At 64.0% G+C, this 24735-nt stretch carries 27 protein-coding genes, 4 tRNA genes and 1 pseudogene; all 32 read left to right on the top strand.

Annotation, left to right across the window (positions count from 1 at the left end; genetic code table 11):
- The first annotated feature begins 161 nt into the window (after positions 1–161).
- The 32 genes and pseudogenes from AB1411_00585 to rplE all read left to right on the top strand — a co-directional run bounded on the left by AB1411_00585 (position 162) and on the right by rplE (position 24709).
- Positions 162–246, top strand: a tRNA-Tyr gene (locus AB1411_00585).
- Positions 247–312: 66 nt separating this feature from the next.
- A tRNA-Gly gene (locus AB1411_00580) sits at positions 313–387 on the top strand.
- Between the two features lie 119 nt (positions 388–506).
- Positions 507–582 (top strand) — tRNA-Thr (locus tag AB1411_00575).
- A gap of 114 nt (positions 583–696) precedes the next feature.
- Complete coding sequence (gene tuf, locus AB1411_00570) at positions 697–1902, top strand: elongation factor Tu (protein MEW6542088.1); 1206 nt, start codon at positions 697–699, stop codon at positions 1900–1902.
- 70 nt (positions 1903–1972) lie between these two features.
- Positions 1973–2122 (top strand): 50S ribosomal protein L33, encoded by a 150-nt coding sequence (gene rpmG / locus AB1411_00565; protein ID MEW6542087.1) that lies wholly within the window; start codon positions 1973–1975, stop codon positions 2120–2122.
- A gap of 12 nt (positions 2123–2134) precedes the next feature.
- Positions 2135–2211: transfer RNA gene (locus AB1411_00560), tRNA-Trp, on the top strand.
- A gap of 58 nt (positions 2212–2269) precedes the next feature.
- Positions 2270–2464: a preprotein translocase subunit SecE gene (gene secE, locus AB1411_00555; protein ID MEW6542086.1), complete on the top strand. Its 195-nt coding sequence runs from the start codon at positions 2270–2272 to the stop codon at positions 2462–2464.
- A gap of 31 nt (positions 2465–2495) precedes the next feature.
- On the top strand, positions 2496–3032 hold the full coding sequence (gene nusG / locus AB1411_00550; protein MEW6542085.1) for a transcription termination/antitermination protein NusG: 537 nt from the start codon (positions 2496–2498) through the stop codon (positions 3030–3032).
- 83 nt (positions 3033–3115) lie between these two features.
- Positions 3116–3541, top strand: a complete 426-nt coding sequence (rplK, locus tag AB1411_00545; GenBank protein MEW6542084.1) for a 50S ribosomal protein L11 — start codon at positions 3116–3118, stop codon at positions 3539–3541.
- A gap of 38 nt (positions 3542–3579) precedes the next feature.
- A complete protein-coding gene (gene rplA, locus AB1411_00540; protein ID MEW6542083.1) occupies positions 3580–4272 on the top strand; it encodes a 50S ribosomal protein L1 in 693 nt (230 codons plus the stop codon).
- A gap of 49 nt (positions 4273–4321) precedes the next feature.
- Positions 4322–4828 (top strand): annotated as a pseudogene (gene rplJ, locus AB1411_00535) (50S ribosomal protein L10).
- 27 nt (positions 4829–4855) lie between these two features.
- Positions 4856–5263: a 50S ribosomal protein L7/L12 gene (gene rplL, locus AB1411_00530; protein ID MEW6542082.1), complete on the top strand. Its 408-nt coding sequence runs from the start codon at positions 4856–4858 to the stop codon at positions 5261–5263.
- A gap of 88 nt (positions 5264–5351) precedes the next feature.
- Positions 5352–9314, top strand: a complete 3963-nt coding sequence (gene rpoB / locus AB1411_00525; protein ID MEW6542081.1) for a DNA-directed RNA polymerase subunit beta — start codon at positions 5352–5354, stop codon at positions 9312–9314.
- 73 nt (positions 9315–9387) lie between these two features.
- Positions 9388–13548, top strand: a complete 4161-nt coding sequence (gene rpoC, locus AB1411_00520; protein ID MEW6542080.1) for a DNA-directed RNA polymerase subunit beta' — start codon at positions 9388–9390, stop codon at positions 13546–13548.
- A gap of 102 nt (positions 13549–13650) precedes the next feature.
- Entirely contained in the window at positions 13651–14022 is a 372-nt protein-coding gene (gene rpsL, locus AB1411_00515) for a 30S ribosomal protein S12 (protein MEW6542079.1), read from the top strand.
- Between the two features lie 53 nt (positions 14023–14075).
- Complete coding sequence (gene rpsG / locus AB1411_00510) at positions 14076–14546, top strand: 30S ribosomal protein S7 (protein ID MEW6542078.1); 471 nt, start codon at positions 14076–14078, stop codon at positions 14544–14546.
- Positions 14547–14652: 106 nt separating this feature from the next.
- A complete protein-coding gene (gene fusA / locus AB1411_00505; protein ID MEW6542077.1) occupies positions 14653–16737 on the top strand; it encodes an elongation factor G in 2085 nt (694 codons plus the stop codon).
- A 44-nt stretch (positions 16738–16781) separates the two neighbouring features.
- The gene (tuf, locus tag AB1411_00500; protein ID MEW6542076.1) at positions 16782–17987 is read left to right on the top strand and encodes an elongation factor Tu; all 1206 of its coding nucleotides are present in this window, start codon (positions 16782–16784) and stop codon (positions 17985–17987) included.
- Between the two features lie 21 nt (positions 17988–18008).
- Complete coding sequence (gene rpsJ, locus AB1411_00495) at positions 18009–18323, top strand: 30S ribosomal protein S10 (GenBank protein ID MEW6542075.1); 315 nt, start codon at positions 18009–18011, stop codon at positions 18321–18323.
- A 69-nt stretch (positions 18324–18392) separates the two neighbouring features.
- Complete coding sequence (gene rplC, locus AB1411_00490; GenBank protein MEW6542074.1) at positions 18393–19016, top strand: 50S ribosomal protein L3; 624 nt, start codon at positions 18393–18395, stop codon at positions 19014–19016.
- Positions 19017–19019: 3 nt separating this feature from the next.
- Positions 19020–19643: a 50S ribosomal protein L4 gene (gene rplD, locus AB1411_00485; GenBank protein ID MEW6542073.1), complete on the top strand. Its 624-nt coding sequence runs from the start codon at positions 19020–19022 to the stop codon at positions 19641–19643.
- A complete protein-coding gene (gene rplW / locus AB1411_00480) occupies positions 19640–19933 on the top strand; it encodes a 50S ribosomal protein L23 (protein MEW6542072.1) in 294 nt (97 codons plus the stop codon). Before rplD ends, rplW begins: the two co-directional genes overlap by 4 nt.
- Before the next feature lie 88 nt (positions 19934–20021).
- Positions 20022–20858: a 50S ribosomal protein L2 gene (gene rplB / locus AB1411_00475; protein MEW6542071.1), complete on the top strand. Its 837-nt coding sequence runs from the start codon at positions 20022–20024 to the stop codon at positions 20856–20858.
- A gap of 17 nt (positions 20859–20875) precedes the next feature.
- Positions 20876–21163 (top strand): 30S ribosomal protein S19, encoded by a 288-nt coding sequence (rpsS, locus tag AB1411_00470; protein MEW6542070.1) that lies wholly within the window; start codon positions 20876–20878, stop codon positions 21161–21163.
- Positions 21164–21229: 66 nt separating this feature from the next.
- A complete protein-coding gene (rplV, locus tag AB1411_00465) occupies positions 21230–21583 on the top strand; it encodes a 50S ribosomal protein L22 (protein MEW6542069.1) in 354 nt (117 codons plus the stop codon).
- An 8-nt stretch (positions 21584–21591) separates the two neighbouring features.
- Positions 21592–22257: a 30S ribosomal protein S3 gene (gene rpsC, locus AB1411_00460; protein ID MEW6542068.1), complete on the top strand. Its 666-nt coding sequence runs from the start codon at positions 21592–21594 to the stop codon at positions 22255–22257.
- 28 nt (positions 22258–22285) lie between these two features.
- A complete protein-coding gene (gene rplP / locus AB1411_00455) occupies positions 22286–22699 on the top strand; it encodes a 50S ribosomal protein L16 (GenBank protein MEW6542067.1) in 414 nt (137 codons plus the stop codon).
- Positions 22700–22732: 33 nt separating this feature from the next.
- Entirely contained in the window at positions 22733–22951 is a 219-nt protein-coding gene (rpmC, locus tag AB1411_00450) for a 50S ribosomal protein L29 (protein ID MEW6542066.1), read from the top strand.
- Positions 22952–22962: 11 nt separating this feature from the next.
- Entirely contained in the window at positions 22963–23229 is a 267-nt protein-coding gene (gene rpsQ / locus AB1411_00445; protein MEW6542065.1) for a 30S ribosomal protein S17, read from the top strand.
- A 61-nt stretch (positions 23230–23290) separates the two neighbouring features.
- Complete coding sequence (gene rplN / locus AB1411_00440; protein ID MEW6542064.1) at positions 23291–23659, top strand: 50S ribosomal protein L14; 369 nt, start codon at positions 23291–23293, stop codon at positions 23657–23659.
- 15 nt (positions 23660–23674) lie between these two features.
- On the top strand, positions 23675–24007 hold the full coding sequence (gene rplX, locus AB1411_00435) for a 50S ribosomal protein L24 (protein MEW6542063.1): 333 nt from the start codon (positions 23675–23677) through the stop codon (positions 24005–24007).
- 135 nt (positions 24008–24142) lie between these two features.
- Positions 24143–24709: a 50S ribosomal protein L5 gene (rplE, locus tag AB1411_00430; protein MEW6542062.1), complete on the top strand. Its 567-nt coding sequence runs from the start codon at positions 24143–24145 to the stop codon at positions 24707–24709.
- Positions 24710–24735 lie beyond the last annotated feature (26 nt).

Raw genomic sequence — 24735 nt, 5'->3', positions numbered from 1 at the left:
CTTTCCAAATATAATCCGGCGTTTCCTGAGCCAACATACCTCCACCCTGAGATAGTCGTCCGGTTCCATGGGCAAAGGAAGAGGGGACTATCAGCGGGGTGGTTTGCTTTTCTTTTTGGATAAAGTTTTCTTTGTTTTCAATGAGTTTTGTGCGGTTTGACGGGCAGGTACCCAAGTGGACAAAGGGGGCAGACTGTAAATCTGTTGCCATCGGCTTCCAAGGTTCGAATCCTTGCCTGCCCACCACGTCGCGCTAGCGAAGTCCGGGCGCTCACGGTTGATGCGCGAGGAGATGGCACCTTGAGCGATTTTGCGGGCGTAGCTCAGTGGTAGAGTCCCAGCCTTCCAAGCTGGTTGTCGCGGGTTCAAATCCCGTCGCCCGCTCCAGTGGGTCGTGAGACGTAAAAGGTGAAAGGTGAAATGTGAAAGGGAGAGGAAACGGCAGGCGCTACGCAGAGCGGTCAGCTTCGTTTCACGTCTCACGTTTAGCGTTTCACGGGGACTTTGCCCACGTAGCTCAGTTGGTAGAGCACGTCCTTGGTAAGGACGAGGTCACGCGTTCGATCCGCGTCGTGGGCTCCAGAGTGACCCGAGGATAGCCGACGGCCGAACGGCGCCGATTCATCGGTCCCGTTCCCCGGTCGGGAGGCGAAGCAAAACTAGGCATCGGTCTCTGGTTAGGAAGGAGGGGCGGCAATGGCGAAGGCGAAATTTGAGCGGCGCAAGCCCCACGTGAACATTGGGACGATCGGGCACGTGGACCACGGGAAGACGACGCTCACCTCGGCGCTGACGAAGATTTGCAGTGACCGGGGGATGGCGAAGTTCATCAGCTACGACGAGGTGGCGAAGGCGAGCGAATCGCAGGGGCGGCGGGACCCGACGAAGATCCTGACGATCGCGATTTCGCACGTGGAGTACGAGACGGAGAAGCGGCACTACGCGCACGTGGACTGTCCGGGGCATGCGGACTACGTGAAGAACATGATCACGGGGGCGGCGCAGATGGACGGGGCGATCCTGGTGGTGAGCGCGGCGGACGGGCCGATGCCGCAGACGCGGGAGCACATTCTGCTGGCGCGGCAGGTGGGGGTGCCGTACATCGTGGTGTTCCTGAACAAGGCGGACAAGGTGGACGACAAGGAGCTCTTGGACCTGGTGGAGCTGGAGGTGCGGGAGCTGCTGACGAAGTACGAGTTTCCGGGGGACAAGATTCCGATCATCACGGGGTCGGCGACGAAGGCGATGGAGGGGGATCAGAGCCCGATCGGGGTGCCGGCGATTCTGAAGCTGTTGGACGCGATCGACAGCTACATTCCGACGCCGCAGCGGGCGATTGACAAGCCGTTTTTGATGCCGATCGAGGACGTCTTCACGATCAGCGGGCGGGGCACGGTGGTGACGGGGCGGTGCGAGCGGGGCACGGTGAAGGTGGGCGACGAGGTGGAGATCGTGGGGCTGCGGCCGACGCAGAGCACGGTGGTGACGGGCGTGGAGATGTTCCGCAAGGTGTTGGACGAGGGGCAGGCGGGGGACAACATCGGGGTGCTGCTGCGGGGCACGAAGAAGGAAGAGGTGGAGCGGGGGATGGTGCTGGCGAAGCCGAAGAGCATCACGCCGCACACGAAGTTCAAGGCCGAGGTGTACGTGCTGACGAAGGAGGAGGGGGGGCGGCACACGCCGTTCTTCAACGGGTACCGGCCGCAGTTTTACTTCCGGACGACGGACGTGACGGGGGTGGTGGCGTTGAATCCGGGGGTGGAGATGGTGATGCCGGGGGACAACGTGACGATTGCGGCGGAGTTGATTTCGCCGATCGCGATGGACCAGGGGCTGCGGTTTGCGATCCGCGAGGGGGGCAAGACCGTCGGCTCCGGCGTCGTCACCGAAATTCTGGCGTAGATGAAGCAGCCGGCCGTCAGGGGGGCCGAAAGGCGCCGACGGCTGAAAGCCGAGAGCTGAGGGGCTCGCGATGCGTGAAATCATTTCAATGGCTTGTACGGCCTGCAAGCAGCGGAACTATTCGACGGTCAAGAACAAGAAGAACGATCCGGATCGTCTGGAGCGCAACAAGTACTGCCGTTTCTGCCGGAAACATACGCCCCATAAAGAGGTCAAGTAGCGTTTGCCGTACAGGGGCATGGTGTTCAACGGCTAGCACGTCGGTCTCCAAAACCGAAGGTCCGGGTTCGATTCCTGGTGCCCCTGCCACGCTTGCGGGTTGACCCCGACTCTAAACAGGCCGTTGCCGAGGGAGGAAGAGCGTCCCGTGTTCAAGAGACTGTGGGACTCATCGAAAGAATTCCTGGTCGACGTCCGCGGGGAGGTCAAGAAGGTGTCCTTCCCAACCAGGGCCGAGACCCTCGGGTCCACGATCGTGGTCATCGTGTTCTGCGTGATCATGTCTCTCTATCTTTCGGTCGTGGACTCGTTTCTGGTCTGGCTGGTCAGCAAGGTGATCTGAGCGTTCCGGACTGGGGGTTGAGGAAGACGCGATGAGCAAGAACTGGTATGTGATCCACACCTATGCGGGGTTCGAGGGGCGGGTCAAGTCCAGCATCCTGGAGCGGGCCAGCCAGATGGGGCTGGTGGACAGGGTCGGACAGGTGCTGGTTCCTACCGAGAACGTGATTGAGATCAAGGACGGAAAACGCCGGACGTCGAAGCGCAAGTTTTTCCCGGGCTACGTGCTGGTGGAGCTCGAGTCTCCGCTGACGGACGAGACCGTGCAGATGATCAAGGAGACGCCCAAGGTGACCGGGTTCGTGGGGGGCGGGACGAGGCCCATTCCTCTGACCGAGGAGGAGGCGGAGTCCATGCTCAAGCAGGTGGACTCGGGAACCGCGGCGCCCAGAGAGCAGATCCGCTTCATCAAGGGGGACAACGTGCGGATCGTTGACGGGCCGTTTCTCGGCTTCAACGGGCTGGTGGACGAGGTGGACACCGTCCACAATCGGGTCAAGGTGCTGGTGAGCATCTTCGGGCGGTCCACGCCGGTGGAGTTGGGGTTCCTGCAGGTGGAGCGAATCTAGCGTGCAACGATCGGCCGCCGCCGTCGGTTTCAAAAGCGGAAAGCGGATCGCCAAAAACTGAAAGCGTCTTAGCGGAGTAAGCCATGGCAAAAGAAGTCTCGGCCCTGATCAAACTGCAGATTCCGGCCGGCAAGGCCAACCCGGCTCCCCCCGTGGGGCCGTCCCTGGGGCAGCACGGCGTGAACATCATGGAGTTTTGCAAGCAGTTCAACGCCAGGACTCAGAAAGAGGGGGACAGCATCATCCCGGTCGTGATCACCGTGTACAAGGACCGGACCTTCACGTTCATCACCCGGACCCCCCCGGCGTCGGACCTTCTGAAGAAAGCGTCCGGCATCATCAAGGGGTCGGGCACTCCGCACAAGGAGAAGGTCGGGAAGATCACCCGCACGCAGCTGCAGGAGATCGCGAAGCTGAAGATGACCGACCTGAACGCCGCGGACCTCGAAGGGGCCATGAAGATCGTCGAAGGAACCGCGCGGAGCATGGGGATCGTCGTCCAAGGCTGAGCTGGGGCTCGAAGGACTGGCGAGGGGGAGCGAGCGTTATGGGAAAGAAGATGAAGGCGGCGGAGGCCAAGATCGAGCCCCGGGCTTACGGGCTCAAAGAGGCCGTCGGGCTCGTGAAGCAGGCGGCCTATGCGAAGTTCGACGAATCGGTGGACCTGGCCCTTCGGCTGGGGGTGGATCCGAAGCGGTCCGACCAGATGGTGCGGGGGACGTCGGTCTTGCCGCACGGCACGGGAAAAAAGGTGCGGGTTCTGGTCTTCGCCAAGGGCGAGAAGGAGCAGGAGGCCCGCCAGGCCGGAGCCGATTACGTCGGCGCCGACGATCTGATGGAGAAGATCAAGGGCGGCTGGATGGAGTTCGACCAGGCCATCGCCACTCCGGACCTGATGGGCTCGGTCGGGAAGCTCGGAAAGGTTCTGGGTCCCAGGGGCCTCATGCCGAATCCGAAGACCGGCACGGTCACCTTCGACGTGGCCAAGGCCGTCGCGGAGATCAGAAAGGGACGCGTCGAATACAAGGTCGAGAAGGCCGGCCTCGTCCACGTCCCGGTCGGCAAAGTGTCGTTCAAGGCGGAGCAGCTCTTCGAGAACGCCCAGGCCATCCTGGAGGCGGTCATGAAAGCCAAGCCGGCGTCCTGCAAAGGGCGGTATCTCAGGAGTGCGACGATCTCGAGCACGATGGGGCCTGGGGTCAGGCTGGACACGGTCGCCATCGCGAAGCAGTGGGGCTGAGCGGGCGGTCGCGGATCACGTTGAACGGGTTGCGTCCGGGGAGACGAGCATGAAGAGGGATGAGAAAGCCACGGCGGTGGCCGAGTTGCACGAGAAGTTTTCGCGGGCCAGGCTCGCGATCATGACCGAGTGCTCCGGCCTGGAGGTCAATCAGGTCACCGAGCTGCGCAAGCAACTGCGGGGGGCCAAGGCGGAGTTCAAGGTCGTCAAGAACACGCTGGCGGCGCGAGCGGTGGAGGGCACCTTGCTGCTGGAGGCCAAAGCCCATTTCAGGGGCCCGCTGGCCGTCGTGATCGGATACGACGACCCCGCGCTGCCGACCAAGATCCTGCGCGATTTCATCCAGGCGGAGAAGCGCGACGAGAAGATGCGGATCACGGCCGGCATCGTGGAGGGGCGGCTCATGCAGCCGGCCCAGCTCTTGACCGTGGCCAATCTGCCGTCGAAGCCGGTCCTGCTGTCCATGCTGCTGTCCGGGATGCAGGGACCGGTGCGCGGCCTGGTGTTCGTGCTGAGCGGGCTGCTGCGGGAATTGGTGGGGGTGTTGGCGGCGGTTCAAGACAAGAAGAAAGGGGAGGGAGACATGCCAACGGCAGAAGGAAAGCTGTCACAGGAAGAGTTCATCAAGGCGATCGAGGGCATGACCGTGCTCGAGCTCTCCGAACTGGTCAAGGGGCTGGAGTCCCGCTTCGGGGTCACGGCGGCGGCGCCGGTGGCCGTGGCGGCGGCGCCGGCCGGAGGAGGGGCGGCGGCCGCGGCCGGCGCGGCGGAGGAGAAGACGGCGTTCGACGTGATCCTCGCCAGCGCGGCTGCGGACAAGAAGATCCAGGTGATCAAGGTCGTCCGCGAGCTCACCAGCCTGGGGCTGAAAGAGGCCAAGGACTTGGTGGAGGGCACGCCCAAGCCGGTCAAGACCGGCGTGACGAAGGAAGAGGCGGAGACCATGAAGAAGAAGCTGGAGGAGGCTGGCGGCAAGGTCGAAGTGAAGTAACGGACCACCCCGGTTGATGGGGCCGGCCGTCCGCGTTGCGGACGGGCCGGTCGAGGGCTTCGTGGTTCTGCGCAGGAGGAACGTGGGCATGTCGGACACGACGGGCAATGGGTTGATCGAGCGGAAGGATTTTTCCAAGATCCGAGCGAACATCGACATCCCGGACCTGATCGAAATCCAAAAGCGGTCGTACGAGCAGTTTCTCCAGATGGAGGTTCAGGTCGACCGCCGCGAGGACAAGGGGCTCCAGGCGGCGCTGAACAGTGTGTTTCCGATCGCCGACTACAACAGCACGGCGATCCTGGAGTTCTCCAGCTACTCGCTCGGCACGCCGAAGTACGACGTCCGCGAGTGCCTGGAGCAGGGGATGACCTTCGCGGTCTCCCTCAAGGTCAGGGTCCGGCTCGTGGTCTTCGACAAGGAGGACAAGGGCCCCAAGAAGAAGGTCCTGGACGTGCGCGAGCAGGAGGTCTACGTCGGCGAGCTCCCGCTCATGACCGAGCGGGGCACCTTCATCGTCAACGGCACGGAGCGCGTCGTGGTCAGCCAGCTCCACCGGTCGCCGGGCGCCTCCTTCACGCACGACAAGGGCCGCACCCACGCGAGCGGGAAAGTCCTGTACTCCGCCAGGATCATTCCCTACCGGGGATCGTGGCTGGACTTCGAGTTCGACGCGCGCGACATCCTCTATGTCCGTATCGACCGCCGGCGCAAGATGCCGGTGACGATCCTGCTCAAGGCCTTCGGCTATTCCACGGACGATCTTCTCAAGATGTATTACCCGGTCGAAGAGATCCGGGTGGCGAAGGGCAAATTGCTCCGGAAACTGGACCCCGAGATTCACCACGGGCTCAGGTGCCCGATCGAAGTGACGGAGAAGGGCGGCAAGGAGCCCATTGTGCGGGAGGGCGCGAAGCTGACCAAGGCCACGATCGGGCGCCTCAAGGCGGCGGGCGTCAAGGAGATCCCGGTCGGCAACGCGGAACTGGTCGGACGGGCCGTCCTGACCGAGCTCGTGGACCCGTCGAGCAAAGAGAAGATACTGGAGAAGAACCACAAGCTGACCCCCGTCTCGATCGAGAAGATCCTGGGCAGCGAGATCGAGAATTTCAAGGTCATCTACCTGGATAGCACCACGGCGACGCCGGTCATCCTCGACACGCTCGAGATGGAGCGGACGGGCTCCAAGGAAGAGGCGATGGTCGAGATCTACAAGCGGCTGCGGCCCGGCGAGACGCCGTCGATCGAGACCGCCAAGGCCCTCTTCGACAACCTCTTCAGCAATCCCAAGCGTTACGACCTCTCGCCGGTCGGACGGCTGAAGCTCAACAAGAAGCTCGGGCTGGACCTCCCGCTGGAGCAGCGCACGCTGATGCCGCAGGACATCGTCGAGGTCATCAGGTACCTCGTCAACCTCAAGATGGGCCGCGGCGAGATCGACGACATCGACCATCTGGGGAACCGCCGGGTCCGATCGGTGGGGGAACTGCTGGAAAACCAGTTCCGCCTGGGTCTGGCCCGGATGGAGCGGAGCATCAAGGAGCGGATGAATCTCCTGGACATGGAGACGGTGCTCCCGCACGACTTGATCAACGCGAAGCCGGTCGTGGCCTCGATCAAGGAGTTCTTCAGCAGCAGCCAGCTTTCGCAGTTCATGGACCAGACAAACCCGCTGGCGGAGATCACCCACAAGCGGCGGTTGTCCGCGCTGGGGCCGGGCGGGCTGACCCGCGAGCGGGCCGGGTTCGAGGTGCGCGACGTGCATCCGTCGCACTACAGCCGCATCTGCCCGATCGAGACCCCGGAAGGTCCGAACATCGGGTTGATCACGTCGCTCGCGACCTACGCGCGGATCAACGACTTCGGGTTCATCGAGGCTCCCTACCGCAAGGTTCGGAGGGGGCGGGTGACCGACGAGATCGAGTATCTTTCGGCCATCGAGGGCGAGCGGTACCCCATCGCGCAGGCCAACTCCAAGGTGGACAGCTCCGGCCGGCTCGTCTCCGAGACCGTCTCGGCCAGGTACGCGGGCGACTTCGTCACGACCACGTCCGACAAAGTCGAGTACATGGACGTGTCGCCCAAGCAGGTCGTCAGCGTGGCCACCGCGCTCGTGCCGTTCCTGGAGCATGACGACGCGAACCGGGCGTTGATGGGTTCGAACATGCAGCGGCAGGCCGTGCCCCTCATCCAGACCGAGGCCCCCTTGGTCGGGACCGGCATGGAGGCGGTGGTGGCCCGGGACTCCGGCTACGTCGTGCAGGCGAAGCGCGCGGGGGTGGTCGAAAGCGTGGATGCCACCCACATCGTGGTTCGTGCCGATTCCCGCAAGGAAACGGGCCGCAGGGGCGACGCGCTGCTGGACGTCTACGACCTGATCAAGTTCCAGCGCTCCAACCAGAATACGTGCATCACGCAGAAGCCGGTCGTCCGGGTGGGGCAGCCGGTGAAGAAGGGTCAGGTGCTGGCCGACGGTCCGGCGATCGACCAGGGCGAGCTGGCGCTGGGGCGGAACGTGCTCGTGGCCTTCATGCCCTGGGGCGGCTACAACTTCGAGGATGCGATCCTGCTCAGCGAGAAGCTGGTGAAGGAGGATGTCTTCACCTCGATCCACATCGAGGAGTTCGAGATCGAAGCGCGCGACACGAAGCTGGGCAAGGAAGAGATCACCCGAGACATTCCCAACATCGGCGAGGAGGCGCTCCGAAACCTGGACGAGAGCGGGATCATCCGCATCGGGGCCGAGGTCAAGCCGGGGGATATCCTGGTCGGCAAGGTCACGCCCAAGGGCGAGACGCAGCTGACGCCGGAGGAGAAGCTCCTTCGTGCGATCTTCGGAGAAAAGGCGGGCGACGTGAAGGACACGTCGCTGACCGTGCCGCCCGGCGTCGAGGGCATCGTCGTCGACGTGAAGATCTTCTCCCGCAAGGGCCTCGACAAGGACGAGCGGTCGAAGAGCATCGAGAGCGAGGACGCGCTCAAGCTCCAACGCGAGCACCAGGACGAGCTGCGGATCATCGAGGAGGAGAAGAACAAGAAGATCCGCAAGCTGCTGCTGGGCAAGATCGTCGGCCGGGACCTCATGGATCCCGAGAGCGGGGAGGTCATCCTCAAGAAGAAGGGGAAGCTCACCGCCGAAATCCTGAAGAAGCTGTCGGACGACAGCATCCGGCACATCATCCTCAGCGATCCGGACGAACAAAAGGGGCTGGAAGAGATCGAGCGGACCGCGAAGGAGCAGATCGAGATCCTTCAGACCCTCTACGACGAGAAGGTCGGCCGCCTGAAGCGGGGCGATGAGCTGCCGCCGGGCGTGATCAAGCTCGTGAAGGTCTACATCGCGATGAAACGGAAGATCTCGGTCGGGGACAAGATGGCCGGCCGGCACGGGAACAAGGGCGTGGTCTCGCGCGTCCTGCCCGAAGAGGACATGCCGTACCTGCCGGACGGGACGCCCGTCGAGATCGTCCTCAACCCGCTGGGCGTGCCCTCCCGGATGAACGTGGGACAGATCCTCGAGACCCACCTGGGGTGGGCGACCAAGGCGCTGGGGCTCCACGTCTCCAGCCCGGTCTTCGACGGGGCTTCCGAGAAGGAGATCAAGGAGCTGCTCAAGAAGGCCAAGCTGCCGTCCAGCGGACAGACGACGCTCTACGACGGGAAGACCGGAGAGCCGTTCAAGAGCCCGGTGACGGTCGGGCACATGTACATGCTCAAGCTGCACCACCTCGTGGACGACAAGATCCACGCGCGCTCGATCGGGCCGTATTCGCTCGTCACGCAGCAGCCGCTGGGCGGCAAGGCCCAGTTCGGCGGGCAGCGGCTGGGCGAGATGGAGGTCTGGGCCCTGCAGGCGTACGGGGCCGCCTCCACGCTGCAGGAGTTCTTGACCGTGAAGTCGGACGATGTGCCCGGCCGGTCCCGAATCTACGAGGCGATCGTGAAGGGCGAGAATTTCCTGGAACCGGGCCTGCCCGAATCCTTCAACGTGCTCGTGAAGGAGTTGCAGAGCCTGGGGCTGGACGTCGAATTGATCAAGGCGAAAGACTGACGGAGCAGGAGAGCGACCAGCAGTCAGCTTTGCTGATAGCTGAATGCTGAAAGCTGACAAGGGGGGGATTACCTTGGAAGGCATTTACACACTCTTCGAGAAGCCGCGCGACTCCGTCTCGTTCGATGCGATGCGGATCCGCATTGCCTCGCCGGAGAAGATCCGGTCCTGGTCCTACGGGGAGGTCAAGAAGCCGGAGACGATCAACTACCGGTCGTTCAAACCCGAAAAGGACGGGCTGTTCTGCGCCAAGATCTTCGGGCCGATCAAGGACTGGGAGTGCAACTGCGGCAAGTACAAGCGGATGAAGCACCGCGGGATCGTCTGCGATAAGTGCGGGGTGGAGGTCATTCAGTCCAAGGTGCGTCGGGAGCGGATGGGCCACATCGAGCTGGCGGCTCCCGTGGCCCACATTTGGTTTCTGAAGGGGGTGCCCAGCCGCATCGGCATCCTGCTGGACATGAGCCTCAAGCACCTGGAGAAGATTCTCTATTTCGAGAGTTACGTGGTGGTCGATCCGGGCGAGACCGACCTGCGCGACAAGCAGATCCTGACGGAAGAGGAGCTCCGCAAGAAGCAGGAGGAGCACGGGGCCAGCGCCTTCAAGGCCGGCATCGGAGCGGAAGCGATCCGGGAGCTGCTGCGGCAGATCGACATCAACGATCTGTGGGACGATCTGCACGCCAAGGCGAAGAGCTCCACTTCGGCGGCGCAAAAGAAGAAATACGCCAAGCGGCTGAAGGTGATCGAAGCCTTCCGCAAATCCGGGAACAAGCCCGAGTGGATGGTCATGGACGTGATCCCGGTCCTTCCGCCGGAGCTGCGCCCGCTGGTCCCGCTCGACGGGGGCCGGTTCGCCACGTCGGATCTGAACGACCTCTACCGCCGGGTCATCAACCGGAACAACCGGCTCAAGCGCCTGATCGAGTTGAAAGCGCCGGGCGTGATCATCCGCAACGAGATGCGGATGCTCCAGGAGGCGGTGGACGCGCTGTTCGACAACGGCCGCCGCGGACGCGCTATCCGCGGGCCCAACAAGCGGCCGCTCAAATCCCTCAGCGACATGCTGAAAGGCAAACAGGGCCGCTTCCGTCAGAACCTGCTCGGGAAGCGGGTGGACTACTCCGGCCGGTCGGTCATCGTGGTCGGACCGGAGCTGCGCCTGCACCAGTGCGGCCTGCCCAAGAAGATGGCCCTCGAGCTGTTCAAGCCGTTCATCTTCCACAAGCTGGAGGAGCGCGGTGCGGCAACCACGATCAAGAGCGCCAAGCGGCTCGTCGAGAAGGAACGGCCGGAGGTGTGGGACGTGCTCGACGAGGTCATCCGCGAGCATCCGGTCCTGCTGAACCGGGCCCCCACGCTGCACCGGCTGGGTATCCAGGCCTTCGATCCCGTGCTGGTCGAGGGCAAGGCCATCCGCCTGCACCCGCTGGTTTGCGCGGCCTTCAACGCGGACTTCGACGGAGACCAGATGGCGGTTCACGTGCCGCTGTCCGTGGAAGCGCAGATCGAAGCGCGCGTGCTCATGATGTCGATCAACAACATCCTCTCCCCGGCAAACGGCAAGCCGATCGCGGTGCCGTCGCAGGACATGGTGCTGGGTTGCTACTGGCTGACCAAGGAGCGGGCCGGGGCCAAGGGCGAGGGCAAGGTCTTCGCATCACCGGAAGAGGTTCGAATCGCCTATGATGCGAAGGAGGTCGAGGAGCACGCGCGGATCAAGGTCCGGATCGACGGCTCGTTGGTCTCCACGACGGTCGGGCGGGTGCTGTTGGGCGAGATTCTCCCGCCCTCGCTCCCGTTCGCTTCCGCGAACCAGCTGATGACGAAGAAAGAAATGACGAAGCTGATCGACGCGGTCTACCGGCAGGCGGGCCACAAGGAGACCGTCGTGCTGCTGGACCGGATCAAGGACATCGGCTTCACCTATGCGACCAAGGCGGGCGTGTCGATCTGCATCGACGACATGCACATCCCGGCGAAGAAGGAGGACCTGATCGGCCGGGCGCAGCGCGAGGTCAACGAGATCGAAAAGCAGTACAACGAGGGCCTCATCACCAACGGCGAGCGCTACAACAAGGTCATCGACATCTGGGCGCACGTGACCGAGCAGGTGGCGGGCGAGATGATGAAGGAGCTCGGGGCGGGCGGCGATCCCAAGGCGCCGGAGGCCTTCAACCCGATCTTCATGATGGCGGACTCCGGGGCCCGCGGTAGCTCCCAGCAGATCCGGCAGTTGGGCGGAATGCGGGGCCTGATGGCCAAGCCGTCCGGCGAGATCATCGAAACCCCGATCACGGCCAATTTCCGCGAGGGGTTGACCGTGCTGCAGTACTTCATCTCCACGCACGGCGCCCGCAAGGGTCTGGCCGACACGGCGCTCAAGACCGCGAACTCCGGCTACCTGACGCGGCGGCTCGTGGACATCTCGCAGGACGTCATCGTCAGCGAGGAGGACTGCGGGACCGGCGACGGCATCGTGGTCACCGCGCTGGTGGAAGGCGGCGAGGTGATCCAGCCCATCGAGGAGCGCATCCTCGGCCGGCTGGCCGCCGAGGACATCCGGGACCCGGTGACCGGCGAGATCATCGTCAAGGCCAACGAAGAGGTCGACGAGGAGCGGGCCAAGAGCATCGTGGAGGCCGGCGTGGACCGGGTGAAAATCCGGTCGGTGCTCACTTGCCAGGCCCGGCGCGGAGTCTGCGTCAAGTGCTATGGGCGGGATCTGGCGCGGGGACGACTGGTGGAGAAGGGCGAGCCGGTCGGCGTCATCGCCGCCCAGTCCATCGGCGAGCCGGGCACGCAGTTGACGATGCGGACCTTCCACATCGGCGGCACCGCCAGCAAGGTGGTGGAGCAGACGGTGCTCGAGGCGAAGCACGTGGGCGTGATTCGTTTCATGAGTTTCGATGCGAAGAAGAACGCGGACGTTCACAACAGCGGGATCGCGGTCCGGAACAAGGAAGGCGAATGGGTCGTGATGAACCGGAACGCCAAGATCGCGATCTACGACGAGACGGGACGGGAGCGCGAGAAGTACGCGGTCGTCTATGGGGCCAAGATCAAGGTGAAGGAAGGGGACCGCGTCGAGATCGGCCAGAGGCTCGTGGAGTGGGATCCCTACTCGCTGCTGATCCTCACGGACGCCGGCGGGAGGGTCGCCTACGGCGACATCAAAGAAGGCGAGACCATGAAGGAGGAGTTCGACGAGGTCACGGGCCTCTCGCGCAAGGTCATCATCGAGCACGGCGGCACCGCGCTGCGCCCGCGCATCTCGATCAAAGAGACGGGCGGCAAGGGCGGGACGGTGGCCCGGTATCTCCTGCCCGTCGGTGCGCACATCCTCGTCGACAAAGATTCGACGGTGCATCCGGGGGATGTGCTGGCCAAGATCCCGCGCGAGACGACCAAGACCAAGGACATCACCGGCGGTCTGCCCCGGGTGGCGGAGCTCTTCGAAGCCCGGAAGCCCAAGGAGCAGGCGGTCATCAGCGAGATCGACGGCGAAGTGTCTTACGGCGGGTTCGTCAAGGGTATGCGCAAGGTGCTCGTCAACAACAAGATGGGCGACGAGAAGGAATACTTCATCCCCAAGGGCAAGCACGTGAACGTGCACGAGGGCGACTGGGTGCGGGCCGGCGAGCCCTTGATGGACGGGTCGGCCAATCCCCACGACATTCTAGACGTGCTCGGCCCCAAGGAGCTGCAGAAGTATCTGGTTGACGAGGTGCAGGACGTGTACCGGTTGCAGGGTGTCTCGATCAACGACAAGCACATCGAGATCATCGTGCGGCAGATGCTCCGCAAGGTCCGTATCGAGGACCCGGGCGATACCGAGTTCCTGCCGGGCAGCCAGGTGAACAAGTTCGTGTTCGAGGATGAGAACGAGCGTGTGTTGGCCAAGGGCGGCCGGCCTGCGGTCGGGAAGCCGGTGCTGCTCGGCATCACCAAGGCGGCGCTGACGACGGACAGCTTCGTCTCGGCGGCTTCGTTCCAGGAGACGACGCGCGTGCTGACCGAGGCTGCGATCAACGGGCGCGAGGATCAGCTGCTGGGACTGAAGGAAAACGTGATCGTGGGACGGCTGATCCCGGCCGGGACCGGTTTCGATGTGTACCGTGACACGTTCGTCATCAGCCCGAAGAAGGAGGCGCCGGCAGCGGCCATCCCGGGCGAGTCCGTGGCGCTGACCCAGGAGGGCCAGCCGGCGGAGCCTCAGCCGGCTGGCGAATGACTCAAACGCGCGCGGAAGGCTATTGACACTCGATGGGGAGCTCACTATAATCCGTAGGTTTCCTGAGCGGCCAGTTGTTTTCGGGTGAGGCGAAGGAGGAATATGCCAACCATCAACCAGTTGGTGCGGCACGGCAGAAAGCTGACGCACGACAAGACCAAGAGCCCCGCGCTCACGCGCTGCCCGCAGCGGCGAGGGGTCTGCATCCGGGTCTACACGACCACGCCCAAGAAGCCGAACTCGGCTCTTCGGAAGGTCGCGCGCGTGCGGCTCACCAACGGGATGGAGATCACGACCTACATTCCTGGCGAGGGCCACAACCTGCAGGAGCACTCGATCGTGCTCGTGCGCGGCGGCCGCGTCAAGGACCTGCCGGGCGTGCGGTACCACATCGTGCGCGGCACGCTGGACGCGGTGGGGGTGACCAACCGGAAGCAGGGCCGGTCCAAGTATGGAGCCAAGCGCCCCAAGTAAGAGCTGATGCCTGGCAGCCGACAACTGCCGGCTAGATCTAGATAAGGGACACGATGCCACGACGACGCATTTTTGGACAGAGGGAAGCGGCGGGCGATCCGCGTTACCGGGACAAGGTGCTCGCGAAATTCATGAATATCCTGATGCGGGCCGGCAAGAAGAGCACGGCCGAGCGCGTGTGCTACGGCGCCCTCGACATGATCCAGAAAAAGACCGGCAACGACCCGCTCAAGGTGTTCCGTTCGGCGATCGACAACGTGAAGCCGGTCGTGGAGGTGAAGTCGCGCCGCGTCGGCGGTGCCTCCTATCAGGTGCCGGTGGAGATCAGGCCGGTCCGGCGGCAGACCCTGGCGCTTCGGTGGATCGCGGAATTCGCTCAGGCTCGGGGCGGCAAGAGCATGTCGGAAAAGCTCGCGGGCGAGCTGCTCGATGCGTCCAACAACACGGGCGCGTCGGTCAAGAAGAAGGAGGACACGCACCGGATGGCGGAGGCCAACAAGGCCTTTGCCCACTATCGCTGGTAGCGAGACTGTCGCGTGCTGCAGCCGGGCCACGCTCCGAGCGGGCGCCCCGCATTGGAGCCTGACGTGGGCATGTGGTGCTGCAGCACGGTTGTTTTTGGAGGGTGACTTGGCCAGGGCTGTACCACTCGAGCGTACCAGGAACATCGGCATCATGGCGCACATCGATGCCGGCAAAACGACCACGACGGAGCGCATCCTGTTCTACACCGGGGTGTCGCACCGCATGGGCGAGGTGCACGACGGCGCCGCGACGATGGACTGGATGGAGCAGGAGCGTGAGCGCGGCATCACGATCACCGCGGCCGCGACGACCTGCTTTTGGCGAGACTGCCGGATCAACATCATCGATACGCCGGGGCACGTGGACTTCACGATCGAGGTGGAGCGCTCGCTGCGGGTTCTGGACGGGGCGGTGGCGGTTTTCGATTCGGTCCAGGGGGTCGAGCCTCAGTCCGAGACGGTCTGGCGCCAGGCGGACAAGTACCGGGTGCCGCGGATCGCGTTTATGAACAAGATGGACCGGATCGGGGCGGACTTCTACACGAGCGTCCAGTCCATGGTGGACCGGCTGGGTGCGACTCCGGTGCCGATCCAGTTGCCGATCGGGCGCGAGGCCGAGTACCGGGGGGCGGTGGATCTGATCCGGATGAAGGCCTACCTCTATGACGACGAGTCGCTCGGCGCGAAATACAAGGTCGAGGAGGTGCCGGCCAGCATGGCCGAGCTAGTCAGGGAATATCGGGAAAAGATGATCGAGGCCGCGGCCGAGCACGACGAGCAGGCGTTGGAGAAGTACTTGAACGGCGAGGCGCTCAGCGAAGAGGAGATCGTGCGGGCGCTCAGGGCCGGGACGATCGAGATGAAGATCACGCCCGTCCTCTGTGGGGCGGCCTTCAAGAACAAGGGCGTCCAGCAGCTGCTCGACGGCGTCGTGGACTTCCTGCCCTCGCCGCTGGACATCCCGCCCGTCGTGGGCGTCGATCCGGCGACCAGCAGGGAAGCCAAGCGGATGGCCAGCGACGACGAGCCGTTTGCCGCGCTGGCTTTCAAGATCATGACCGATCCGTTCGCCGGGCAGCTCACCTTTTTCCGCGTCTACTCCGGCACCCTCAAGACCGGCGCCTACGTCTACAACATCACGAAGGGGACCAAGGAGCGGATCGGCCGGCTGCTGAAGATGCACGCGAACAAGCGCGAGGAGATCGACATCGTCTACGCCGGAGACATCGCGGCGGCGGTGGGGCTGCGGGGGGCGTCGACCGGGGACACGCTGTGCGATGAGAAGCGTCCGATCCTGCTCGAGGTGATGAAGTTTCCCGAACCGGTCATCTCGATGGCCATCGAGCCCAAGACCAAGCCGGACCAGGAAAAGCTGGGTTTCTCGCTCCAGAAGCTGGCTCAGGAGGACCCCTCGTTCCGCGTGCACACGGATGAAGAGACCGGGCAGACCATCATCTCGGGGATGGGGGAGCTGCACCTGGAGATCATCGTGGACCGGCTCCTGCGCGAGTTCAAGGTCGAAGCAAACGTCGGCAAGCCGGAAGTAGCGTACCGGGAGACGATCCGCGGGGCCGCTGAGGCGGAGGCCAAGTACATCAAGCAGACCGGAGGGCGCGGGCAGTACGGGCACGTGATCCTGAAGGTGGAGCCGTCCGAGCCGGGCGTCGGGTTCGAGTTCGTCAACGAGATCGTCGGCGGGGCCATCCCGAAGGAATACATCCCCGCCATCGAGAAGGGTGTCAAGGAGCGGATGGAGGCCGGAGTCCTGGCCGGCTATCCGATGCGCGACGTGCGGGTCCGGGTCGTCGACGGGTCCTATCACGAGGTTGACTCCAACGAAATGGCGTTCAAGATCGCGGGCTCGATGGGCTTCCAGGATGCCTGCCGCAAGGCCAATCCGATCCTGCTCGAGCCGATCATGAAAGTCGAGGTCCTGACGCCGAAGGAGTTCATGGGGGACGTCATCGGCAACCTGAACGGACGGCGGGGGAAGGTGCACGGGATCAAGGTCAGGGCCGGCTCCCAGGCGATCGACGCGGCCGTGCCGCTGAGCGAGATGTTCGGCTACGCGACCGACCTCCGTTCGCGGACGCAGGGCCGCGCGACCTACAGCATGGAGTTCGATCGCTACGAGTCGGTTCCGAAGCAGATCGCGGAAGCCATCATCGCGAAGAACCGAGGCGAGGCGTGATCCGGGCCTGACCGGCTCGCGGCCAGACGACGGAGGAGGAGACAATGGCGAAGGCGAAATTTGAGCGGCGCAAGCCCCACGTGAACATTGGGACGATCGGGCACGTGGACCACGGGAAGACGACGCTCACCTCGGCGCTGACGAAGATTTGCAGTGACCGGGGGATGGCGAAGTTCATCAGCTACGACGAGGTGGCGAAGGCGAGCGAATCGCAGGGGCGGCGGGACCCGACGAAGATCCTGACGATCGCGATTTCGCACGTGGAGTACGAGACGGAGAAGCGGCACTACGCGCACGTGGACTGTCCGGGGCATGCGGACTACGTGAAGAACATGATCACGGGGGCGGCGCAGATGGACGGGGCGATCCTGGTGGTGAGCGCGGCGGACGGGCCGATGCCGCAGACGCGGGAGCACATTCTGCTGGCGCGGCAGGTGGGGGTGCCGTACATCGTGGTGTTCCTGAACAAGGCGGACAAGGTGGACGACAAGGAGCTCTTGGACCTGGTGGAGCTGGAGGTGCGGGAGCTGCTGACGAAGTACGAGTTTCCGGGGGACAAGATTCCGATCATCACGGGGTCGGCGACGAAGGCGATGGAGGGGGATCAGAGCCCGATCGGGGTGCCGGCGATTCTGAAGCTGTTGGACGCGATCGACAGCTACATTCCGACGCCGCAGCGGGCGATTGACAAGCCGTTTTTGATGCCGATCGAGGACGTCTTCACGATCAGCGGGCGGGGCACGGTGGTGACGGGGCGGTGCGAGCGGGGCACGGTGAAGGTGGGCGACGAGGTGGAGATCGTGGGGCTGCGGCCGACGCAGAGCACGGTGGTGACGGGCGTGGAGATGTTCCGCAAGGTGTTGGACGAGGGGCAGGCGGGGGACAACATCGGGGTGCTGCTGCGGGGCACGAAGAAGGAAGAGGTGGAGCGGGGGATGGTGCTGGCGAAGCCGAAGAGCATCACGCCGCACACGAAGTTCAAGGCCGAGGTGTACGTGCTGACGAAGGAGGAGGGGGGGCGGCACACGCCGTTCTTCAACGGGTACCGGCCGCAGTTTTACTTCCGGACGACGGACGTGACGGGGGTGGTGGCGTTGAATCCGGGGGTGGAGATGGTGATGCCGGGGGACAACGTGACGATTGCGGCGGAGTTGATTTCGCCGATCGCGATGGACCAGGGGCTGCGGTTTGCGATCCGCGAGGGGGGCAAGACCGTCGGCTCCGGCGTCGTCACCGAAATTCTGGCGTAGCGTAGAGCGAGGAGAGTGGAAGTGGTCAAGGTCGATCAGCGCATCCGGATCAGGTTGAAGGGCTTCGACTACCGCGTCCTGGATCAGTCGGTGGCCGAGATCGTCGAGACCGTCAGGCGGAGCGGGGCGAAAATTGCGGGCCCGATTCCGCTGCCGACGAAGATCGAGAAATTCACGGTCCAGCGGTCCACCCACGTGGACAAGAAGTCCCGCGAGCAGTTCGAGATCAGGACCCACAAGCGGCTGCTGGACATCATGGAGCCCACGCCGGAGACCATGGATGCGCTGATGAAGCTGAACCTGGCGGCTGGCGTGGACGTGGAAATCAAGCTCTGAAGACGTGAAGCGTATCTCGTCGCGCGTATCTCGCTTCACGAAAGACGCTTCACGAGACACGGTAAAGAGATGACGAACGGACTGTTGGGTAAGAAACTGGGCATGACCCAGGTCTACGACGATGCGGGGCGGCTGATCCCGGTCACGGTGATCGAGGCGGGACCCTGCCGGGTGTCGCAGGTCAGGACCAAGGAACGCGACGGATACGAGGCGGTGCAGCTGGCGTTCCAGGAAGTCCAGGAGCGGAAACTTCCCAAGGCGGAGGTCGGGCACCTCAAGGCCAATCAGATTCCGCCGAGCCGGCACCTGCACGAATTCAAGAAGACCGGCGACCTCCAGGTCGGGCAAGTGCTCAAGGCCGACGTGTTCAAGAAGGGCGACTGGGTGGACGTGGAGGGAATCTCGAAGGGCAAGGGCTTCCAGGGCGTCGTCAAGCGCCACCACTATGCGGGCGGGCCCGAGTCGCACGGCTCCATGTTTCACCGCGCGCCCGGCTCGATCGGCAGCAGCTCCTTCCCCTCGCGAGTCTGGAAGAACAAGACGCTGCCAGGCCACATGGGGGCCGAACGGGTGACCGTGCAGCGGCTCAAGGTCGTCGAGGCCAGGCCTGATGAGAACCTGCTGTTCGTGAGCGGGGCCGTACCGGGCGCCAACGGCGGGGTGCTCGTCGTGCGAAAATCCAAGAAGGGATGACCCGTGCCAACTGTTGAAGTGCTGGATCTCCATAGGCAGAAAGTCGGTTCGGTCCAATTGCGCGACGAGTTGTTCGGCGTGGCCCCCAAGCGACCTCTCGTGCACGCCGCCGTGGTGATGCAGCGGGCCTGCGAGCGGCAGGGCACGGCTTCGACGCTCCGGCGCGGCGAGGTCAGCGGGTCCGGCAAGAAACCCTGGAAGCAGAAGCACACGGGCCGGGCCAGGGCCGGCTCGGTCCGATCGCCGGTCTGGCGGCACGGGGGCACGGTGTTCGGTCCGAAACCGCGCAGCTACGCCTACGGCATGCCGAAGAAACAGTACCGGGGCGCCCTGTCCAGCGCCCTGTCCGCCAAGCTGGCCGGGGGCGGGATCCTGGTGGTGTCCGACCTGGCGATTCCTGAACCCAAGACCAGGCTGCTGGCCAAGGCGCTGGCGCAGTTGGGGCTCACCGGCAAGACGCTGATCGTCGCCGGAACGGGTCGCATGGAACTGGAGCGGGCCGCCCGGAACCTCGCGGATGTCAAGTTGGTGGCGCCGGACCGCCTGAGCGTCTATGACGTGCTTCGGTATGAGACGCTCCTCATTCCCGAGCGGGAGCTGGCGCGTCTTCAGGAGGTCTGGGCATGAAGCGGGAGCCTTACGAGATCCTTCTCCAGCCGCTCCTGACCGAAAAGATCACGGCGCTGCGCGAAAGCGCCAACAAGGTCGGGTTTCTGGTCCGGAAGGATGCGAACCGGGTCGAGATCAAGCGCGCCGTGGAGTCGGCGCTGAACGTCAAGGTCGCGCGCGTGAACGTCCTGAACGTGATGGGGAAGACCAAGCGGCTCGGGCGGTTCGTCGGCAAGCGGCCGGACTGGAAGAAAGCCATCGTGACCCTGAAGAAGGGCGAGAAGCTGGAGCTGTACGAGAGCGTCTAATCGGAGTGCTGAGTGATGAATGTTGAGCGATGAGTTGCGGTCTCTTCCGTTCATCGTTCGGCATTCATAGTTCATCGTTGGAGAGAACATGGGACTGAAGCAGTATCGGCCGACTTCGCCAGGGCGGCGGGCCATGAACGTCGTGACCGGCGAGGATCTGACCAAGAAGAGGCCGGAAAAACGCCTGACGAAGTTCCACCTCCGCTCCGGAGGGCGGAACGGCGACGGCCGGATGACCATCCGGTTCCGCGGAGGCGGACACAAGCGGCTCTATCGGCTGGTGGATTTCAAGCGGGACAAGGTGGGGGTGCCCGCTCGGGTCGCCGCCATTGAATATGATCCGAACCGCTCGGCCCGCATCGCCCTGTTGCATTACGCGGACGGGGAGAAGCGGTACATCCTGGCCCCGTTCGGGCTGGCCGTGAAGGACACGGTCATGTCCGGCTCCGGCGCCGAGGTGAGGGCGGGCAACGCCCTCCCGCTGGTGAACATGCCGCTGGGGACGACGATCCACAACATCGAGCTCAAGCCCGGCAAGGGCGGGCAGTTGATCCGCAGCGCCGGCGGGTTTGCCCAGGTGATGGGACGCGAGGGAGATTATGTGCAGATCCGTCTGAAGTCCGGCGAGATGCGGCGCATCCTGGGTGCCTGCATGGCCACGGTGGGGCAAGTCGGGAACCTGGATCACGAGAACGAGTCGGTCGGCAAGGCGGGGCGATCGCGCTGGCGCGGGTGGCGTTCGCACGTGCGCGGGGCTGCGATGAACCCGGTGGACCATCCGCACGGCGGAGGCGAGGGCAAGTCCGGACAGGGCAATCCCCATCCCGTGTCTCCCTGGGGGTTGCCGACCAAGGGCTATAAGACCCGCCAGAACAAGGCGACCGACAAGTACATCATCACGCGGCGCAAGAAGGGCGTGCGGTAGGAAGCGAGGAGCCTCAGATGCCCAGATCCGTCAGCAAAGGTCCCTTCGTCGATGCGCATCTGCTCAAGAAAGTCGAGCAGATGAACGAAACTCGGGATCGCAAGATCATCAAGACCTGGTCGCGACGCTCCACCGTCGTGCCGGACATGATCGGACATACGTTTGCGGTCCACAACGGGAAAAAGTTCATTCCGGTGTTCGTCACGGAAAATATGGTCGGGCACAAGCTCGGGGAGTTCGCGCCGACCCGGATCTTCAAGAGCCATGGGGCCGTGAAGACCGAGAAGGCGGTGCCGCTGAAGTAAGGGGCGTGAAGCGTCGCTCGCTTCGGAGTCAAGCGAGATACGCTTCGCGAGGAACGGGGAACGAGGATGGCTGAAGCGAAGGCAGTCTTGAGGTTCGTGCGGGTCGCCCCGCGCAAGGCCCGTGCGGTCGTGGACTTGATTCGGGGGCAACAGGTGTCGCGCGCGTTGAGCCTGCTCCGATACACGCCCCGCGCGGCGGCCAAGGTGGTCGAGAAGGTGCTGCGGTCCGCGGTGGCCAACGCGGAGCAAAAGGAGCTGGGTGAGGCGGACTCGATGTGGGTGGCGCGGGCCTTCGTGGATTGCGGCCCGACGTACAAACGGTTCCATGCCAGGGCCATGGGGCGCGCGGCCTCCATCCACAAGCGTACCAGCCACATCACGATCGTCGTCGCGGCGCCCGAGGCCGGGGCAAGGAAATAGGGAGACGCATGGGACAGAAGACGCATCCGCTGGGGTATCGGCTGGGCTATACCCGCACGTGGAACTCACGGTGGTACGCAGGCAAGGATTTCGCCAAGCTGCTCCACGAGGATATCAAGATCCGCAAGACGGTGAAGGCGAAGCTGTACCACGCCGGGGTGTCCCGGGTGGAGATCGAGCGGTCCGGCGATCAGACCAGGGTCATCATCCACACGGCGCGGCCCGGGATCATCATCGGGAGAAAGGGCGCGGAGGTGGACAAGCTCAAGGCGGCCCTGGAGAAGCAGTACGGCAACCAGGTCTACATCACCGTGAAGGAGATCAAGAAGCCCGAGCTGGACGCCCAGTTGGTGAGCGAGAACATTGCGATGCAGCTTGAGAAACGGGTGGCGTTCCGTCGGGCCATGAAGCGGAGCGTGGCGGCCGCGCTCAGGCTGGGCGCGCAGGGCATCCGGGTGAACTGCGCGGGACGGCTGGGGGGCGCGGAGATCGCGAGGACCGAATGGTATCGCGAAGGGCGGGTGCCCCTGCACACGTTGCGCGCCAACATCGACTTCGGCTTCGCGGAAGCCCACACGACGATGGGGCAAATCGGGGTCAAGACCTGGCTCTACAAGGGAGAGGCGCCTCCCGTGCAGCCGGAGAGGCCGGAGACGGCGCTCGACCGTCGGTGAGCGAACGGACAGGAGAGGGTCACGCGGGATGCTGGCACCGAAAAAAGTCAAGTTCCGGAAGATGCAGAAGGGACGGATGCGCGGGAAGGCCTACCGCGGCGGCCAGCTCACGCTGGGTGAGTTCGGGCTCAAGGCTCTGGAGCCGGGCTGGATCACGAGCCGTCAGATCGAAGCCGCCCGGATCGCGATCACGCGGTATGTCAAGCGGGGTGGCCAGGTCTGGACGCGCATTTTTCCGGACAAGCCCATCACCAAGAAGCCGGCGGAAACCCGAATGGGCAAGGGGAAGGGCAATCCGGAATACTGGGTGGCCGTGGTCAAACCGGGACGGATCCTTTACGAGATGGACGGCGTGACCCGCGCGGTGGCGGAGGAGGCCTTCAGGTTGGCCACCTACAAGCTGCCGATCGCGACGAGAATCGTGGACCGCAGCGCCATTTAGGCGTCGGCGGCTTGTTCGCGGAAGGGAATCGGGATGGATCTGAAGGAGCTCAGGGGCATGGAGGTGGCCGAGCTGGCTGAGAAGGAAAAGCAGCTCACGCAGGAGATCTTCAACCTGCGCTTTCAACTGGCGACCGGCCGGATCGAGAATCCGATGAAGATCCGGCAGACCCGCCGGGATCTGGCTCGGGTGAAAACGATCATGCGACAGAAGACCGGCGCCGGACAAGCAGCCGGTCGGAGCAAGGGATAAGGGATAGCGTGATGCAGGAGCGAGGGCAACAGCGGCGGGCGTGGGTCGGGCGGGTCGTCAGCAACAAAATGAACAAGACCGTCGTGGTCGCGGTGGAGCGGTTCGTGCCGCACCCGGTGTACCGCAAGATCATCAGGCGCGTCACCAAGCTGAAGGCTCACGACGAGCAGAACCATTGTCAGGTCGGCGACCAGGTGAAGCTGATCGAGACGCGCCCCATCAGCAAGGAGAAGCACTGGCGAGTCGTCGAGATCCTGGGGCGCGGTCGGGCTGACTGACGAGGCAATCGGATCTCCGGTGGACGGATCGGCCGATCGCCGGACTGGCTAAGGACGGGTCATGATTCAGAATTATACCTACATGGATGTCGCCGACAACTCCGGCGCCAAACAGGTCATGTGTTTCCATGTCCTGGGCGGCTCGAAACGGCGGTACGGCTCGCTCGGCGACGTCGTCGTCGTGGCCGTGAAAGAGGCCATTCCGCAGGCCACCGTCAAGAAGGGCGACGTGAGCCGGGCCGTCATCGTGCGGACCACCAAGGGAGTCCGGCGGGAAGACGGGTCCTACATCAAGTTCGACCGGAACGCCTGCGTGCTCATCAACAAAGAGGGCGAGCCGATCGGGACGCGTATCTTCGGGCCGGTGGCCAGGGAGTTGCGCTGGAAGAAATTCATGAAGATCATCTCGTTGGCCCCGGAAGTCCTGTAGCGGGGAAAAATCAGTATGAACCAGGTGACGGCGAATACGAAGCTCAAAAAAGGCGACACCGTGATGGTGATCGCCGGGCGGGAACGCGGCAAGACCGGCAAGATCCTCTCCATCGATCTGGCCGGCGGGAAAGTGACGGTCGAAAAGCTGAACGTGATCAAGCGGCACACCAAGCCGAGCCAGAAAAACCGGCAGGGCGGGATCCTCGAGCGGGAGGCGCCGATCGCGATCTCGAACGTCATGTATTTCAGCGCGAACCTGCAGAAGCCGGTGCGGCTGGGGATCAAGGTCCTGGAGAACGGGCAGCGGGTGCGCGTCTCCCGGAAGGATCAGCAGGTCATCGATTAAGCCGAGGTTGGGGAGCGGAGCATGACGAAGGCTGAGAAGGGGGCCGCGGACAAGGTGGCCGGCAAGAAGCCGGCGGCCAAGGCTCCGAAAAAGGATGTGGCTCCGGCGGCGAAGGAGCACGCGGAAGCGAAAGCGGTGCCCAAGCCGAGCGGTCCGAGGGTTCCGCCGCGGCTCAAGGATACCTACCAGGGCCAGGTGGTGCCGGCGCTGATGAAGGAGTTCGGGTACAAGAACCCGATGCAGGTGCCGCGGCTGACGCGGATCGTCCTGAACGTCGGGATGGGCGAGGCGATCCAGAACGTCAAGCTGTTGGAAAGCGCCGCCACCGAGCTCGGCGTCATTACCGGGCAGAAGCCGATCGTGACCAGGGCCAAGAAGGCCATTGCTGGATTCAAGCTCCGGCAGGGGATGCCGATCGGAGCGAAGGTCACGCTCCGCAGCGACCGGATGTACGAGTTCCTGGACCGGCTGGTCAGCCTTGCGCTTCCGCGGATCCGCGACTTCCGGGGAGTCTCCCCGAAGGCCTTCGACGGGCGCGGGAACTACACGCTCGGCCTCAAGGAGCAGTTGATCTTTCCGGAGATCAAGTACGACCATGTGGCGTCGATCCACGGCATGGACATCACGTTCGTGACGACCGCCAGGACCAACGATGAGGGAAAAGCCCTCCTGCGTCTGCTCGGCATGCCGTTCCGAGCCTGAGCGGGTGCGGCAAGTTCGGATGGAGA

It is taken from the genome of Nitrospirota bacterium, from assembly GCA_040757595.1.
Taxonomy (GTDB): domain Bacteria; phylum Nitrospirota; class Nitrospiria; order Nitrospirales; family Nitrospiraceae; genus JBFLWP01.
The sequence above is the reverse complement of the archived record's forward strand: the minus strand, read 5'-3'. Positions and strand labels throughout refer to the sequence as shown.